Below are 15,348 nucleotides of genomic sequence, written 5' to 3' on the forward strand. Positions count from 1 at the left end.
CGCGCCGCGCAGGAGGCGCGGCAGGCTCAGGCCCGCGGCGGCGGCGGACGCGGCCGCGAGGAAGCGGCGTCGCGCAGGGAAGGTCGTCGGCATCATGCTGGCATCTCCGCAGTCGGTTCCGGTCGGGGCGATCGCGCGGACGTCGCGCGGCGGCGGGGCCGCGGGTCCGCATCGCATCGGCGTCAGCATGCCGCGCGGAGACGCCGGCCGCGACGCGAAATCGCACGGCCGAGGCTAAGTCGTACTTATGCTCGGCGAGTCCCGTTTTCCGTCGCTGGCCGCGATACGCGCGTTCGAAGCAGCCGCGCGCCACCGCAGCTTCGCGCGCGCGGCGCAGGAGCTCGCGACGACGGCCGCCTCGGTTTCGTATCACGTGCGCCGGCTCGAACAGCAGCTCGGCGTCGCCCTGTTTCGCCGCGATCCGCACCGCGTCGTGCTGACCGAAGCCGGCGAGCTCGTCGCGCAGGAAGCCATTGCCGCGTTCGCCGCGCTGCGCGCGAGCTTCACGCGCGCGGTCGAACTCGACGAGAGTCGGCTGCGCCTGACCACCTTGCCGAGCCTCGGCACGAGCTGGCTGACGCCGCGGCTGGGCCGCTATCGCGCGCGCCATCCGAATGTCGCGGTGGAGCTCGATCTGTCGGCCGACGCGCAGGACCTCGGCGCCGGCGGTTTCGACGCCGCGATCCGCAACGGCCACGGCCGCTGGCCCGGGCTGAGTACGGTGCCGCTGCTGCCGAGCCTGTTCCTGCCGCTCTGCGCGCCGGCGCTGTTGCCGGCGCTGGCCGGGCTGGCCGACCCCTCGCGCGGCGACGTGCCGCTGCTCGGACGACCCGACTGGTGGCACCTGTGGTATCGCGCACTGGGCCGGCCGGCGGGACCGCCGGAACAGCGCTTCGGCACGCGGCTGTCGGCCGAATACCTCGACGTCGCAGCGGCCGTGGCCGGTCACGGCGTCGCGATTGCCTCGCCGCTGCTGTTCGGCGACGAGCTGGCTGCGGGCCGGCTCGTGCCGGCCCATGAGCTCGTCGCGAGCGACGGCCGCGCGTTCTGGCTGGCCTGTCCGTCGGCGCGCCGCAACAGCGCGAAGTTCGTCGCGTTCCGCGACTGGCTCGTCGCCGAAGCCGAGCAGACCGCGGCGGCCGGCCGCGGCTTCATCGCGCGGATGGTCGTCGTCGCGGCCTGAGCCCGGCGCGATCCGCAACGAAAACGTGGTCGGCGGAGCAGGGCGCGGCGTTCGCCGCGCTCGTTGCGGTTTCGGCCGCCGATTGTCTTGCCCGCCGAGACGGTATGTCGCCGCCGGCGCGGTTTATCGCTGCGACGGGCGTCCCTAGATTGCGGCGCAGGAGCCGGCCCGGCGCGCGGTCGCGCCGGCCGGTTCTCCTGCGCATCGGCGTTCGCGGAGCGCGGGTCGGCAAGAGCCGAATGTTTTCCTTGTCCGCCGGCGCGGCCGCAGCGCCGGCCAGGAGATCCGCCATGCGCCGCCAACCCGTCCTGTTCATTTCGCACGGCTCGCCGATGTTCGCGCTGGAGCCCGGCCGGCTCGGCCCGCAGCTGCACGGTTTCGGCGCCGCGCTGAGCGGCGTGCGCGCGATCCTCGTCGTCTCGCCGCACTGGCAGACGCGCGGCGTGCGCGTGACGGCCTCGCCGGCGCCGGAAACCCTCCACGATTTCGGCGGTTTCCCGGCGCCGCTGTATCGGCTGCGCTATCCGGCCGCCGGTGCGCCGGCCGTCGCGCAGGCGGCCGCGGCCTTGCTGGCCGAGGCCGGTTTCACGGTCGACATCGACGGTGCGCGCGGCCTCGATCACGGCGCCTGGGTGCCGCTGCGGCATCTGCGGCCGCAAGCCGATCTGCCGGTGCTGCAGGTCTCGCTGCCGCAGGACATCGACGCCGCCGGAGCGCTGCGCCTGGGCCGCGCGCTGGCGCCGCTGCGCGAGCGGGGCGTGCTGCTGATCGGTTCGGGCAGCTTGACCCACAACCTCTACGAGCTCCGCCAGTCCATCCGCGATCCGGAGTACGCTCAGGTCTTTGCCGACTGGGTGCGCGAGGCCGTCGCGCGCGGCGACACCGCCGCCTTGCTCGACTATCGCCGCCAGGCGCCGCAGGCCACGCGCGCGCACCCGAGCGAGGAGCATTTCCTGCCGCTGCTGGTCGCGCTCGGCGCGAGCGACGCCGGCGACGCGCCGCAGTGGATAGCCGGGGGCATGACCTACGGCGTGCTGTCGATGGATTCGTTCGCCTGGCTGCCGGCAGACGCCGACGCGGACCGCGAGGCGGCCTGAGCGTCCCGCCGGGCCGCCGCAATCCGGTTCAATACGCGTCGGCGACGGCTGACTAGACTGCGGTTTTCCTGACGGAGGCCGCATGAACGCGAGCAGCAGCGAGACGATAGCCTGGAGCGATTTCGAGAAGGTGCTGATCGCGGTCGGCACGGTGGTGCGTGCCGAGGTCAACGAGCAGGCGCGCAAGCCCGCGCTGAAGGTCTGGGTCGACTTCGGCGCCTACGGCGAGAAGAAGACCAGCGCGCAGATCGCCGCGCTGTACCGGCCCGAGGAACTCGTCGGCCGCCAGGTCGTCGGCGTCATCAATTTCCCGCCCAAGCAGATCGGCGCGTTCATGTCCGAATTCCTGCTGACGGGTTTTCCGACCGGCGACGGCGTCGTGCTCGCCGCCGTGGAGCGGCCGGTGCCGAACGGCACGCGGCTCGCGTGAATCCGTGACGGTGCGGGTCGCGGCGAGCCGCCGCGACCCGCGTTGCGTCAGAGCGCTTCGAAGATGCCGGCCGCGCCCATGCCCGTGCCGATGCACATCGTGACCATGCCGTACTTCTGCTGGCGCCGGCGCAGGCCGTGGATCAGGGTCGCGGCGCGGATCGCGCCGGTCGCGCCGAGCGGATGGCCGAGCGCGATCGCGCCGCCGAGCGGATTGACTTTGGACGCATCGAGGCCGACGTCGCGGATCACCGCGAGCGCCTGTGCCGCGAACGCTTCGTTGAGCTCGATCCAGTCGAGCTGATCCTTGCTCAGCCCGGCCTGCTTCAGCGCCTTCGGGATCGCGGCGATCGGACCGATGCCCATGATTTCCGGCGGCACGCCGGCGACCGAGAACGAGACGAAGCGGGCCAGCGGCGTCAGGCCGTAGTCCTTGATCGCCTGTTCGCTGGCCAGCAGCAGCGCGCCGGCGCCGTCGGACATCTGCGAGGAATTGCCGGCCGTGACCGAGCCGCCCATACGGAACACGGGCTTGAGCTTGGCCAGACCCTCGGCGCCGGTGTCCCTGCGCGGACCCTCGTCGGTGTCGATCGTGCGTGCGTCGGTGACGGTGCCGCGCGTCGCGAGGTCCGGGTAACGGTCGTCGAGCCGGAACGGCGAGATCTCGCTCTTGAATTCGCCGGCCGCGATCGCGGCCAGGGCCTTCTGGTGCGAGGCCAGCGCGAACGCGTCCTGGTCTTCGCGGCTGACCTTCCACTGCTCGGCCACCTTCTCGGCGGTGATGCCCATGCCGTAGGCGATCGCGACGTTCTCGTCGGCGAACACGGCCGGGTTCATCGCGATCTTGTGGCCCATCATCGGCACCATGGACATGGACTCGGTGCCGCCGGCCAGCATCAGGTCGGCGTCGCCGGTGCGGATGCGGTCGGCGGCCATCGCGATGGCCTGCACGCCCGAGGAGCAGAAGCGGTTGATCGTGACGGCGGCGACCGTATGCGGCAGACCCGCGAGCAGGGTGCCGATGCGCGCGACGTTCATGCCTTGCTCGGCTTCGGGCATCGCGCAGCCGATCACGGCGTCGTCGATGCGGTTCACGTCGATGCCCGGCGCCTGGGCGACGACGTTGCGGATCACATGGGCGAGCAGGTCGTCCGGGCGCGTGTTGCGGAACGCGCCGCGCGGCGCCTTGCCGACGGCCGTACGCGTCGCGGCGACGATGTAGACATCCTGGATTTGCTTGGTCATTGCTCTGTCCTCGTCGCTCAGTTGCGCAGCGGCTTGCCGGTGGTCAGGGTGTGGACGATGCGGGCCTGGGTCTTCTCCATCTGGGCCAGCTCGACGAAGTGCTTGCGTTCCAGATCCAGCAGCCACTGCTCGTCGACGAGGGAGCCGCGCTCCACGACGCCGCCGCAGAGCGTGTCGGCGATGCGCGCGCCGATCTCGTAGTCGTGCGCCGAGATGAAGCGGCCTTCGAGCATGTTGACCAGCATCATCTTGAGACTGGCCGTGCCGACGTCGCCGCAGACCGGGATCTGCCGCGCCGGCAGGGCCGGGCGGTAGCCCGCGTCGGCCAGCGCCGCGGCTTCGCGCAGCGCGACCCAGAGCACTTCGTGGGTGTTGAACACGACCGTGTCGGTCGCGCGCAGCAGGCCCATTTCCTTGGCTTCGAGCGCGCTGGCCGAGACCTTGGCCATGGCGACGGTCTCGAAGAAGGCCTTGACCGCGTTGAACGGGTCGGTCGGATTCGCACGCGCGCAGCGCAGCGCGATTTCCTTGAGGCCGCCGCCGGCCGGCAGCAGGCCGACGCCGGCTTCGACGAGGCCGATATAGCTCTCGAGCGCGGCGACGGTCTTCGCGCAGTGCATCTGGAATTCGCAGCCGCCGCCGAAGGCCATGCCGCGGATCGCCGCGACGGTCGGCACCAGCGAAGTCTTCAGGCGCATGCTCGTGGCCTGGAAGTTCGCGATCATCGCCTCGAACGCGGCGACCTTGCCGGCCTGCAGCAGGCCCATCGCGCCCTTGAGGTCGGCGCCGGCCGAGAACGGTTCCTTCTGCTGCCAGAGCACGAGGCCCTTGAAGCGCTGCTCGGCCTCGTCCACGGCACGCTGCAGGCCGTCGAGCACGGCGTCGTTGACCGTGTTCATCTTGGTCTTGAACGAGACGATGCCGACGTCGCCGGCCAGGTGCCACAGGCGCAGGCCGTCGTTCTCGAACACCGTCGTGCCCTGGTCGAACTTCTCGCCGAGGATCGGATCGGGGAAGTACTGGCGCTGATAAACTGGATGAGAAGAGCGCGGCAATCTCTTGTTCTGACTTGCAGAATACGAGCCGTCCTTGCCGTGGACGCCGGTGCGGCCGTCGCTGACCCAGGCCGGCAGCGGCGCGCTGCTCATGGCCTTGCCTGCGGCGATGTCCTCGGCGATCCAGCCGGCGACCTGCTGCCAGCCGGCAGCCTGCCAGGTCTCGAACGGACCCAGCTGCCAGCCGTAGCCCCAGCGGATCGCGAAGTCGACGTCGCGTGCCGTGTCGGCGATGTCGGCCAGGTGGAAGGCGGTGTAGTGGAACAGGTCGCGGAACACCGCCCAGAGGAACTGGGCCTGCGGATCGGCCGAAGCGCGCAGCTTGGCGAACTTATCGCTCGGATCCTTGATCGCGAGTATCGCGGCGACCTCGTCGCTGGCCTTCTGGTCGGCCGCGCGGTAGTCCTGCCTGGCCAACTCTAGAACCACTATGTCCTTGCCGACCTTGCGGAATACGCCGGCGCCGGTCTTCTGGCCCAGCGCGCCCTTGTCGATCAGCGCCTTGAGCCAGGCCGGCGCCTGGAAGAACGAATGCCAGGGATCTTCGGGCAGGGTGTCGGCCATGGTCTTGATGACGTGGGCCATGGTGTCCAGGCCGACCACGTCGGCCGTGCGGTAGGTCGCGCTCTTGGGGCGGCCGATGGCCGGGCCGGTCAGCGCATCGACCGCGTCGAAGCCCAGGCCGAATTTCTCGGTGTGGTGCATCGTGGCAAGGATCGAGAACACGCCGATGCGGTTGCCGATGAAGTTCGGCGTGTCCTTGGCATAGACCACGCCTTTGCCGACGGTCGAGGTCAGGAACGCTTCGAGGCCGCCGAGGATGTCCGCGTCGGTGTAGCGGTTCGGGATCAGCTCGACCAGGTGCATGTAACGCGGCGGGTTGAAGAAGTGCACGCCGCAGAAGCGGTGGCGCAGGTTCTCCGGCAGGGCTTCGGCCAGGGTGTTGATCGACAGGCCCGAGGTGTTGCTCGCGATCACCGCCGACTCGGGCAGGTACGGCGCCACCTTCTTATACAGGTCGAGCTTCCAGTCGGTACGTTCGGCGATGGCTTCGATGACCAGGTCGCAGCCGCGCAGCAGCTCGAGGTGCTCGTCGTAGTTAGCCGGCACGATGGCGGCCTGGCGCGACTTGTCGGCGAGCGGGGCCGGCGAGAGCTTGGCGAGGTTCTGGATCGCCTTTATCGCGATGCCGCTCTTGTCGCCTTCCTTGGCCGGCAGGTCGAACAGCACGGTTTCGACGTCGGCGTTGGTGAGGTGCGCAGCGATCTGCGCGCCCATCACACCGGCGCCGAGCACCGCAGCCTTGCGGATACGTAGCGGTTTGAAGCTCATGATGACCTCGTTGTGGAGTCAGGCGTGGGGATCAACCCGGCGACTGTGCCTGCTTGGGTTGGAGCTGTTGCTCGCGTTGCAGTGCAGCAAAACGTCGGGGCGTCAACGGGTTGCGCGGCGGCGGCCGGGGACGCGACGGCTCACGGCGCGCGCAGGCCGGCGGCGGCGAAGCGGATCAGGTGTTCGGCCGAGCGCTCGCGGTGCTGCTGCTCGGTCACGCCGGACTTGCGCTTGATCACGCCGAAGTCGGCCATGGCATAGGTCAGCGCGCCGGCGACGATGTCCAGCCGCCAGTAGAGCTCTTCCTTGTCCAGGTCGGGCAGGCGCTGGGCGAAGGCCGCGTGGAAGCGCTTCATGACGTGGCCGTAGTTGTCCGACAGGAACTTGCGCAGCGCATCGTTGTGCTCGGCGTAGGCGCGGGCCAGCACGCGGACGAAGGCGCCGCCGCCGCCGCGGTCCAGGGACAGGTCCAGGGCCGGATGGATGAATGCGGCGAGCAGGTCCTCGAGATCGGCGCCCGGGCGGGCCAGGGCCTGCTCCAGCGCCTGCAGGCGGTGGGCGTTGAGTTCGTCGAGGCGGCGCCGGAACACCTCGTTGATGAGGTTTTCCTTGGAGCCGAAGTGGTAGTTGACGGCGGCGAGATTGACGTTCGCCGCGGCGGTGACCTGGCGCAGGGAGGCGCCGGCGAAGCCGAGCCGCGCAAACAACTGCTCGGCGGCGCCGAGAATGCGTTCCTTGGTCGAAAAATGCTGCGAGTTCATGAAATCCTTGCTGTCCGGTCGCACGCCGGGTTGCGGCGCGAAGGAGGGGCCGGAACCGGATCGTAGGTAAAACGAGCGTTTGAATGCTACGAGAGCGTTCGTTACGGGTCAAACCGGCGGCGTCCGGTCCCGCCCGGTCCTGAGTCCGCCGCGCCGCGTGATCCCGCGTGAGGTCCGGTGAAGCGCAGTGAGACGCCGCGGCGATCGCGGCGGTCTTGCACGGCCCGGCTGCATACGGCGCGTGAATCAGCTAGAATTCAGAACGATTTTGCCCGCTAACCCCGCATTCCTGCGTGTGTTTGGTGTTACCATCGCGCGCGGCGTCGGGAACCGTTTTCCTACAATCCGGAGTTATTCCACATGGCGCTGGAGCGCACCCTTTCCATCATCAAGCCCGACGCGGTCGCCAAGAACGTGATCGGCGAGATCTACACCCGTTTCGAAAAGGCCGGCCTGAAGATCGTCGCGTCGAAGATGAAGCACCTGTCGCGCAAGGAAGCCGAAGGCTTCTATGCGGTGCACAAGGAGCGTCCGTTCTTCAACGCGCTGGTCGAGTTCATGATCTCGGGTCCGGTCGTGATCCAGGCGCTCGAAGGCGACAACGCCGTGCTCAAGCATCGCGACCTCATGGGCGCGACCGATCCAAAGAAGGCCGAGAAGGGCACGATCCGCGCCGACTTCGCCGATTCGATCGACGCGAATGCCGTGCACGGTTCCGATTCGCTGGAAAATGCCGCTGTAGAAATTGCGTACTTTTTCGCAACGACCGAGCTCTGCCCGCGCTGAGGACTGAATCCGGTGACCGTGGTGAAACCCAACCTGTTCGACTACGACCGCAAGGGACTGCGCGATCTGTTCGCATCGATCGGCGAGAAACCCTATCGGGCCGATCAGGTGATGAAGTGGATGTACCACCGCCACGTCACCGACTTCGCCGACATGACCGACGTCGGCAAGGCGCTGCGCGAGAAGCTCGGCGCCGCCGTCGACATCGTTCCGCCCAGGACCGTCTTCGAGAAGCAGTCCGCCGACGGCACGCACAAGTGGCTGCTCGGCATGGACGGCAGCAACGCGATCGAGACGGTGTTCATTCCCGAGACCTCGCGCGGCACGCTCTGCGTGTCCTCGCAGGTCGGCTGCGGCCTGAACTGCCAGTTCTGTTCGACCGCGACGCAGGGCTTCAACCGCAACCTGTCCACGGCCGAGATCATCGGCCAGGTCTGGGTCGCCGCGCGCCACCTCGGCAACGTGCCGCACCACCAGCGCAAGCTCACGAACGTCGTCATGATGGGCATGGGCGAGCCGCTGCTGAATTTCGACAACGTCGTGCGCGCGATGAGCGTCATGCGCGACGACCTCGGCTTCGGCCTGGCCAACAAGCGCGTCACCCTGTCGACGGCCGGCCTCGTGCCGATGATCGACCGGCTCAGCGAGGAGAGCGACGTGTCGCTGGCCGTCTCGCTGCACGCGCCCAACGACGAGCTGCGCACCGAGCTCGTGCCGCTGAACAAGAAGTACCCGATCGCCGAACTCATGGGCGCCTGCCAGCGCTACGTGGCCAAGCGCCCGCGCGCGTCGATCACGTTCGAATACACCATGATGAAAGGCGTCAACGACAAGCCCGAGCACGCGCGCCAGCTCGTCAAGCTCATGCGCAAGGTGCCGTCGAAGGTCAACCTGATTCCGTTCAACCCGTTCTCGGGAACGCGCTTCGAGCGCTCCGACGACGAGGTCATCCGCAGTTTCCAGAAGATCCTGCTCGACGCGCACGTGCTGACCACGGTGCGGCGCACGCGCGGCGACGACATCGACGCGGCCTGCGGCCAGCTCAAGGGCCAGGTGCTCGACCGCACGCGCCGCCAGGCGGAATTCCGCCGCAAGCTCGAGGGGCAGGCCGATGCGGCTTAAGCTCGCGCTGGCGCTGCTGCTGATCCTCGGTCTCGGCGCCTGCGCCAGCGCCGAGCCGCGCAGCAAGTCCAGCGACAAGGCGCGCAACGCCGCCGAGATCCACGTCGCGCTGGGCCAGCGCTACCTGCAGCAGGGCAAGCTCGAGCTCGCGCTCGAAAAACTCGAGAAGGCACTGAAGTTCGATCCGTCCTACGTCGATGCGCACACGGTCATCGCCGTGCTCTACGAACGCATCAACGACGAGAAGAAGGCCGCCGAGCACTACCGCCGCGCCGCCGAACTGGCGCCGCGCAACGGCGCGGTCAACAACAACTACGGCGCCTTCCTCTGTCGCAACGGCAAGTTCGACGAGGCGGCCCAGCGTTTCGCCGCGGCGGTCTCCGACCCGTTCTACAAGACGCCGGACGTGGCCTATACGAACTCGGGCACCTGCTTCCTGCAGGGCGGCAAGCCCGACCGCGCCGAGCAGGAATTCCGCAAGGCGCTGGAACTGAACCCGAGCAACGCCGAGTCCCTGTTCCATCTGGCCGGCATCCTGTTCCAGAAGAACGACTTCCTGCGCGCCCGGGCGTTCCTGCAGCGCTTCGACGCGCTCGGCGTGCCCAATGCCGATGCGCTGCTGCTCGGCCACGGCATCGAGACCGGTCTCGGCAACGCGCGCGAAGCCGGCGAATACGCGCGCCGGCTGCGCAGCGAATTTCCGGATTCGCCGCAGCGGCAGAAGCTGGAATCGAGCACTCCGTCATGAAATACCGCAAGAAACGTTCGCACTCTGGCGCCGACGTTGCGGCGGCGCCCGCCACGAACACCGTTCCTTTCCAAAACAGCGAAACACTCCCTTCCGCTCCCGCTTCCGCAGCGCCGCCGATGACCAGCCCACACGACGACAACTACAACGCAACGGCCACGGACAGCGCCGAAGACAGGCAGACGGATGTTTCCTCCCACCCGGCCGACTACGCGGTCGCCGACGAAGGGCGCGAGCTGTTCGCGCTGCCGGCCGAGGCGGCTTCCGAGTCGAGCCTCGGCCAGCGCCTGCGCGAAGAGCGCGAGCGCCGCGGCCTGAGCCTCGACGAGGTCTCGACACGGTTGCGCCTGCCGCAGCGCGTGATCGCTACGCTCGAGAACGACCAGTTCGCGCGCATCGAGCACGACGTGTACCTGCGCGGCTATCTGGCGAGCTACGCGCGTCTGCTCGGCCTGCCGCTGCAGGCCATCGATGAGCGCGTGCGCGAGCGCAACGCGCCGCCGCCGGCCCTGGTCGCCACGGGCCGCATCTCGCATTCGCGCTATCTGTTCCAGCGCTATTCCGTGCCGACGGTCTACGTGATCCTGACCGGCCTCATCGTCGCGCCGGCCGTCTGGCTCGCGACGCACGGCGGTCTCGACCAGAACCTCGCGCGCGTCTCCTCGCTCGAACAGTCGCTGCCGCTCGAAACGCCGGCCGCCAGTCCGGCCCCGGCCGCGACGGCGCCGACTGTGCCGGCCGCGAATCCGGCGCCGGACACGGCGACCGCGTCCGTCGCCGGCGACGCGCCGCATGCGGCCGCCGAGCTGCCGCTGATGGCCTCGATGGTGCCGGCGCTCAAGCACGAAGCCGACGCGGCCCAGTCCGCGGCTCCGGCGCCGCCGGCCGGCAGCTACACGATCGGCCTGAAGCTCAGGGATGCGAGCTGGGTCGAGCTGATCGGCGCCGACGGCCAGCGCGTCGAATTCGGGCTGCTGCCGGCCGGCAGCAGCAAGACCTACACGGCCAGCCAGCCGGTCAGCGTGCGTCTGGGGAACTCGGCCAACGCCGAGCTCGCCGTGAACGGCAAGGCCGTCGATCTGGCGCCGTACCGCCGCGCGGCGGTCGCCCATCTCAAGCTCGTCGACGGCAACGCGACGGCCCCGGGCGATAACTGAATCGTCGGCGCATCGCCCGCGACGCCGGCGCTGCGTCGCGGGCTCTTCCTGTTACTCTACGGCGCCCGCGCGCCGGCACCGTCCGACGCCGAGTCGTCGCGAGGCCCGGCCCCGCGGCCGGCGTACCATCGCCTTCTTCGAAGAACCTGCCCGGCGCGGCAGACGCAACCTGGATCAAGACATGGCTTTCGATCAGCTCGACGAACACGAACAAAGCGAAATCGTGCGCAAATGGATGCGCGACAACGTTGCCTCGATCTTCGTAGGCATAGGCCTCGGCCTGCTGGTCATCTTCGGTTACTTCCAATGGCAGGGTCACCAGGCGCGCCAGCGTCTGATGGCCGCGAATGAATTCATGAGCTTCGGCGCCGCCGTCGGCGCCAAGAACGAAACGGCCGCGAAGGCCACGCTCGAGCGCATCCAGAAAGAGCATGCCGGCAGCGTCTATGCCGTGATCGCCGCGATGCGCTGGGCCGAAGGCGCGATCGCGCGCAAGGATCTCGCCGCGGCCGAGCAGGCGCTGCAGTGGGCCTACGACAACGCGGGCAACAAGGCGGTCAAGAGCCTGGCCGGCCAGAACCTCGCCCGCCTCAAGCTCGGCACCGACAAGGCCGCCGAAGCGCTGACCCTGATCGACAGCCTGCCGGTCGAGGGTTATGCCTCGATCATCGCCGAGCTGCGCGGCGACGCGCTGCTCGCCCAGGGCAAGCGCGACGATGCGCGCAACGCCTACCAGGCCTCGATCGACGCGCTCGATCCCATGGCGCCCAACCGCCAGGCGCTGGAAATGAAGCGCGACGACCTCGGCGGCGGCAACGCCGTCGCGGCGCCGGCGCCGACGCCGGCCGGTGCGGAGAAGCAGAGCTCATGAAGAAGTCGGTCTACCTGCTCGGCGGCCTCGCCGCGCTGGCCCTGCTCGGCGGCTGCGGCTGGTTCAAGGGCAACTCCACCAAGCGCGAGAACATCATCCAGCCCAAGGCGCTGGTCGAGCTCGTGCCGACCCTCGTCGTCAAGGAGGCCTGGAGCCACGGCATCGGCAAGGGTGCGGGCCGTTCCGGCATCCGCGTGACCCCGGTCCTGCACGATGGCAAGCTCTACACGGCCGGCGTCGACGGCGAGGTCAAGGCCATCGACGCGGCCAGCGGCAAGGTGTTCTGGAGCCGCGACGTCAAGCTCAAGCTCGCCGGCGGTCCCGGTGTCGGCAACGGCGTGCTCGTCGTCGGCGGCATGGACGGCGACGTGCTCGCGCTGGATGCCGGCAATGGCACCGAGCGCTGGCGCGCGCGCGTGTCGGCCGAAGTCGTCAGCGCGCCGGCCGTCGACGCGGAGCTGGTCTACGTGCGCAGCAACGACGGCCGCGTGTTCGCGTTCGATCTCAACGACGGCAAGCAGCGCTGGGTCAACGACCGCGCGACCGTGCCGCTGCTGTCGCTGCGCGGCAATGCGAGCCCGCATCCGGCCGGCGATCTCGTCATCAACGCGACCGACGCGGGCAAGGTCATGGCGCTGCGCGCCAGCGACGGTGCCTCGGCCTGGGAGCAGAGCCTCGCGACGGCCGAAGGCCGCACCGAGGTCGAGCGCCTCAGCGACGTCGACGGCGATCTCGTCGTCGACGGCGACGTGATCTATGCGGCCGCCTATCACGGCCAGGTCGTCGCGCTGAGCCTCTCCAGCGGCCGCCAGGTCTGGAACCGCGCGCTGTCGAGCTATACCAATGTCGGCGTGTCGGCCAGCCAGGTCTATGCGGTCGACGACCAGTCCCAGGTCTGGGCGCTGGACCGCACGAGTGGCGCGTCGATGTGGAAGCAGGATGCGCTGCAGTACCGCTGGCTCAGCGGCCCGGCCGTGCAGGGCGACTACGTCGTCGTCGGCGACGTCGAAGGCTACGTGCACTGGCTCGCGATCGCCGACGGCAAGGAAGCCGCGCGCGAACGCTTGTCCAAGAACGCGATCCGCGCGACGCCGGTCGTTTCCGGCGATACCGTCTACGTCGTCGACGTGGAAGGCAAGCTGGCCGCCTACCGCGCGCAGCTGTGAATGACGCCGCCGGCGCCGCGAGGCGGCGCCGGCGGTGACGCGACGACCGTACGGCGGCCCGCCGCCGCGGCCGTCTGCCGCAGATCCGGCCGGCGAACGGTTCGCCGCGCCGGCTCTGCGGCTTTCGTTTTTTCCACCGGGCGCCGGCTGTGCGTCCGCTCCAGCAGGTTCCGCGCATGTTGCCCGTCGTCGCCCTGGTCGGTCGTCCCAATGTCGGCAAGTCGACCCTGTTCAATGTGCTCACGCGCACGCGCGATGCGCTGGTCGCCGACCAGCCCGGTCTCACGCGTGACCGCCACTACGGCATCTGCCATCTCGGTCCGCGGCCGTTCGTCGTCGTCGACACCGGCGGCCTGTCGGGCGAAGACGAGGGCATCGATGCGCTGACCGCCCGGCAGGTGCAGCTCGCCGTCGACGAAGCCGCCGTCGTCGTGTTCGTGACCGACGCGCGCGCGGGCCTGACCGCGCTCGACCGCGACATCCTCGGTGACCTGCGCAAGCGCGGCAAACCCGTGCTCGTCGGCGTCAACAAGACCGACGGCCTCGACGAGCAGACCAGCCTGGCCGAGTTCGCCGCGCTCGGCATCGCGACCCTGGTGCCGCTGGCCGCGTCGCACGGCCGCGGCGTCGACGGACTGCTGAGCGCGATCGCGCCGCATCTGCCGGCCGACGACGACGGCGAGCCCGCGGCCGAGGCCGAGCAGGGCGTCCGCGTGGCCATCGTCGGCCGCCCGAACGTCGGCAAGTCGACCTTGGTCAACCGCCTGCTCGGCGAAGACCGCGTCGTCGTGTCCGACATCGCCGGCACCACGCGCGATTCGATCCGCGTGCCGATCGAGCGCGACGGCAGGAAGTACACCCTGATCGACACGGCCGGCGTGCGCCGCCGCGCGCGCGTCGAGGAGGCGGTGGAGAAGTTCAGCGTCATCAAGACCCTGCAGTCGATCGCCGCGGCCCAGGTCGTCGTGTTGCTGCTCGACGCCGGCGAAGGCGTGTCCGAGCAGGACGCGACGCTGATCGGCCACGTGCTCGACGAGGCGCGCGCGCTCGTCGTCGTCGCGAACAAATGGGACAACCTGACCAGATACCAGCGCGAGCAGTGCGAGAAGTCGCTGGAACGGCGCCTGGATTTCGTCGCCTGGGCCGAGCGCGTGTTCATCTCGGCCAAGCACGGCTCGGGGCTGCGCGAACTCATGAAGGCGATCGACCGCGCGCATGCGTCGGCGACGCGGCAGTTCAGCTCCTCGGAGCTCAACCGCGCCGTGGAGACCGCCTACGAGGCCTACCAGCCGCCGCTGGTCCGCGGTCATGCGCCGAAGCTGCGCTACGCCCACCCGGGCGGCACGAATCCGCCGACCATCGTGATCCACGGCTCGCGCACCAAGCATCTGGCTGACAGCTACCGGCGCTACCTCGAGAACTTCTTCCGCAAGCGCTTCAAGCTCGTCGGCACGCCGCTGCGACTGGAATTCCGCGACGGCGAGAACCCGTTCGCCGGACGCAAGAACGAGCTGACCGAAGGCCAGCAGCGCAAGCGTCAGCGCATGATCCGCAACGCCAAGAAGCGCTGATGCGGCCGTGAAGCCCGGCGGCGCCGAAGCGGTGACGGCAGCGGTGCTGGCCGGCGGTCGCGCGCAGCGCCTCGGCGGCATCGACAAGGGCCTGGCGCTCTGGCGCGGTCGTCCGCTGATCGCCCACGTCGCGGCGGCGCTCGCCGGGCAGGTCGACGAGATCCTGATCGTCGCCAATCGCAATGCCGACGAATACCGGCGCTACGGCCGCGTCTGCGCCGACGACCGGGCCGGCTACCGCGGACCGCTGCAAGGCATCGTGACGGCGCTGCGCCGGGCGCGCAGCGACTGGCTGCTCGTCGTGCCGGTGGACAGTCCCGAACCCGGCACGGACCTGCTCACGCGACTCTGGCGCGAACGCGGTGCAGCCGGCGTCGTCGTCGCTCACGACGGCCGGCGCCGCCAGCCGCTGTTCGCGCTGTACCGGCGCGCGGCGCTGGCAATGCCGGGCGACGCCCCCGATATGCCGGTCTGGGCCTGGCAGGACTGCCAGGCCCTGCGCGAAGTCGATTTCAGCGACAGCCCGGCGCGTTTCGCCAACTTGAATACGGCGGAGGATTTTCAATGAAGGACGTGATTGACACGGACACGCTGCCGGCGCCGGCGCCCGACCTGCTCGGCGTGGATCAGGCGCGCGCGCGCGTGATCGCGCGGGGCCGGCCGCTTGCGGTCGAGCGCGTCGCGCTGTCGGCGGCGCTGGATCGCAGCCTCGCCGCGGACGTGATCGCGCCGACCGACGTGCCCGGCTACGCGAACTCGGCGATGGACGGCTTCGCGCTGCGCGGCGCGGATCTGCCGCGCGAGGGCGAGAGGCGCTTCGCGCTG

14 protein-coding genes and 1 pseudogene are annotated in these 15,348 nt (G+C 69.5%); 12 read left to right on the top strand and 3 right to left on the bottom strand.

Annotated elements, in window-relative coordinates:
- Window positions 1–247 precede the first annotated feature (247 nt).
- The 3 genes from NON22_RS10655 (at window position 248) to NON22_RS10665 (ending at window position 2,710) form a co-directional block, all read left to right on the top strand.
- On the top strand, window positions 248–1,183 hold the full coding sequence (locus NON22_RS10655) for a LysR substrate-binding domain-containing protein (RefSeq protein WP_257386911.1): 936 nt from the start codon (window positions 248–250) through the stop codon (window positions 1,181–1,183).
- A 290-nt stretch (window positions 1,184–1,473) separates the two neighbouring features.
- Entirely contained in the window at window positions 1,474–2,280 is an 807-nt protein-coding gene (locus tag NON22_RS10660) for a dioxygenase family protein (protein WP_257386912.1), read from the top strand.
- Between the two features lie 82 nt (window positions 2,281–2,362).
- Entirely contained in the window at window positions 2,363–2,710 is a 348-nt protein-coding gene (locus tag NON22_RS10665; protein ID WP_257386913.1) for a tRNA-binding protein, read from the top strand.
- Between the two features lie 47 nt (window positions 2,711–2,757).
- Here the strand turns inward: NON22_RS10665 and NON22_RS10670 are convergent, their stop codons facing one another.
- The 3 genes from NON22_RS10670 to NON22_RS10680 all read right to left on the bottom strand — a co-directional run bounded on the left by NON22_RS10670 (window position 2,758) and on the right by NON22_RS10680 (window position 7,102).
- Window positions 2,758–3,954 (bottom strand): acetyl-CoA C-acyltransferase, encoded by a 1,197-nt coding sequence (locus tag NON22_RS10670; protein ID WP_257386914.1) that lies wholly within the window; start codon window positions 3,952–3,954, stop codon window positions 2,758–2,760.
- A 17-nt stretch (window positions 3,955–3,971) separates the two neighbouring features.
- Window positions 3,972–6,341, bottom strand: a complete 2,370-nt coding sequence (locus NON22_RS10675; RefSeq protein WP_257386915.1) for a 3-hydroxyacyl-CoA dehydrogenase/enoyl-CoA hydratase family protein — start codon at window positions 6,339–6,341, stop codon at window positions 3,972–3,974.
- Window positions 6,342–6,481: 140 nt separating this feature from the next.
- Window positions 6,482–7,102, bottom strand: coding sequence for a TetR/AcrR family transcriptional regulator (locus NON22_RS10680; RefSeq protein ID WP_257386916.1), 621 nt, complete (start codon window positions 7,100–7,102; stop codon window positions 6,482–6,484).
- A gap of 360 nt (window positions 7,103–7,462) precedes the next feature.
- Here NON22_RS10680 and ndk point away from each other — a divergent pair, with 360 nt between their 5' ends.
- From ndk to NON22_RS10725, 9 genes and pseudogenes are all read left to right on the top strand, one after another.
- Window positions 7,463–7,888 carry a nucleoside-diphosphate kinase gene (gene ndk, locus NON22_RS10685; protein ID WP_257386917.1) on the top strand — a complete coding sequence of 142 codons (426 nt, stop codon included), beginning with the start codon at window positions 7,463–7,465 and terminating at the stop codon, window positions 7,886–7,888.
- Between the two features lie 12 nt (window positions 7,889–7,900).
- Window positions 7,901–9,010 (top strand): dual-specificity RNA methyltransferase RlmN, encoded by a 1,110-nt coding sequence (gene rlmN, locus NON22_RS10690; protein ID WP_257386918.1) that lies wholly within the window; start codon window positions 7,901–7,903, stop codon window positions 9,008–9,010.
- A complete protein-coding gene (pilW, locus tag NON22_RS10695; RefSeq protein ID WP_257386919.1) occupies window positions 9,000–9,758 on the top strand; it encodes a type IV pilus biogenesis/stability protein PilW in 759 nt (252 codons plus the stop codon). The genes rlmN and pilW overlap by 11 nt, the downstream gene beginning before the upstream one ends.
- 119 nt (window positions 9,759–9,877) lie before the next feature.
- Window positions 9,878–10,915: a helix-turn-helix domain-containing protein gene (locus tag NON22_RS10700; protein ID WP_257386920.1), complete on the top strand. Its 1,038-nt coding sequence runs from the start codon at window positions 9,878–9,880 to the stop codon at window positions 10,913–10,915.
- Window positions 10,916–11,096: 181 nt separating this feature from the next.
- Complete coding sequence (locus NON22_RS10705; protein WP_257386921.1) at window positions 11,097–11,786, top strand: YfgM family protein; 690 nt, start codon at window positions 11,097–11,099, stop codon at window positions 11,784–11,786.
- On the top strand, window positions 11,783–12,952 hold the full coding sequence (gene bamB, locus NON22_RS10710; RefSeq protein WP_257386922.1) for an outer membrane protein assembly factor BamB: 1,170 nt from the start codon (window positions 11,783–11,785) through the stop codon (window positions 12,950–12,952). Before NON22_RS10705 ends, bamB begins: the two co-directional genes overlap by 4 nt.
- Before the next feature lie 176 nt (window positions 12,953–13,128).
- Window positions 13,129–14,523, top strand: a complete 1,395-nt coding sequence (der, locus tag NON22_RS10715; protein ID WP_257386923.1) for a ribosome biogenesis GTPase Der — start codon at window positions 13,129–13,131, stop codon at window positions 14,521–14,523.
- A gap of 7 nt (window positions 14,524–14,530) precedes the next feature.
- Entirely contained in the window at window positions 14,531–15,091 is a 561-nt protein-coding gene (gene mobA / locus NON22_RS10720; protein ID WP_257386924.1) for a molybdenum cofactor guanylyltransferase MobA, read from the top strand.
- Window positions 15,088–15,348 (top strand): annotated as a pseudogene (locus NON22_RS10725) (hypothetical protein); the annotation flags it as partial. The gene mobA and the pseudogene NON22_RS10725, both read left to right, overlap by 4 nt.

The sequence above is a fragment of the Tahibacter caeni genome (assembly GCF_024609805.1).
In the GTDB taxonomy this organism is placed as follows: domain Bacteria; phylum Pseudomonadota; class Gammaproteobacteria; order Xanthomonadales; family Rhodanobacteraceae; genus Tahibacter; species Tahibacter caeni.